The sequence below is a fragment of the Amycolatopsis sp. NPDC059021 genome (genome assembly GCF_042739895.1).
Classification (GTDB): domain Bacteria; phylum Actinomycetota; class Actinomycetes; order Mycobacteriales; family Pseudonocardiaceae; genus Amycolatopsis.
Map to the genome: position 1 here is coordinate 25,707 of NZ_JBHYIQ010000125.1, position 341 is coordinate 26,047.

The window sequence follows — 341 nt, forward strand, 5'->3', positions numbered from 1 at the left end:
GGCCGCCGCATACCCGGCGGACCCCCCCCGGGCCCCCCTCCCCCCCGCCCCGTGGGTCCCGGGCGGGGCCCCCCCCCCCCCGACCCATACCTGGCAGCGAGGGGCTCCGCTCCATCCATCCCGGATCGAGCGGAGGGGGCTGCCGGTCACCGTCCGATCCGGCGCCGAGGACAGCCGCATCCTGGGCAGCGGCCCGGCGCCGCACCGGCCCCGAACCGGGTGGCGCGGCGGTGACAACCGGAGGTGGGGGGGGCGGCCGGGGCGCCACCCCCCCCCCCACCGAGATTAAAAGCTCCCCGCCCCCCGATTCTATGGCCCCGCGCCGCTCCCCCCCCCCCCCC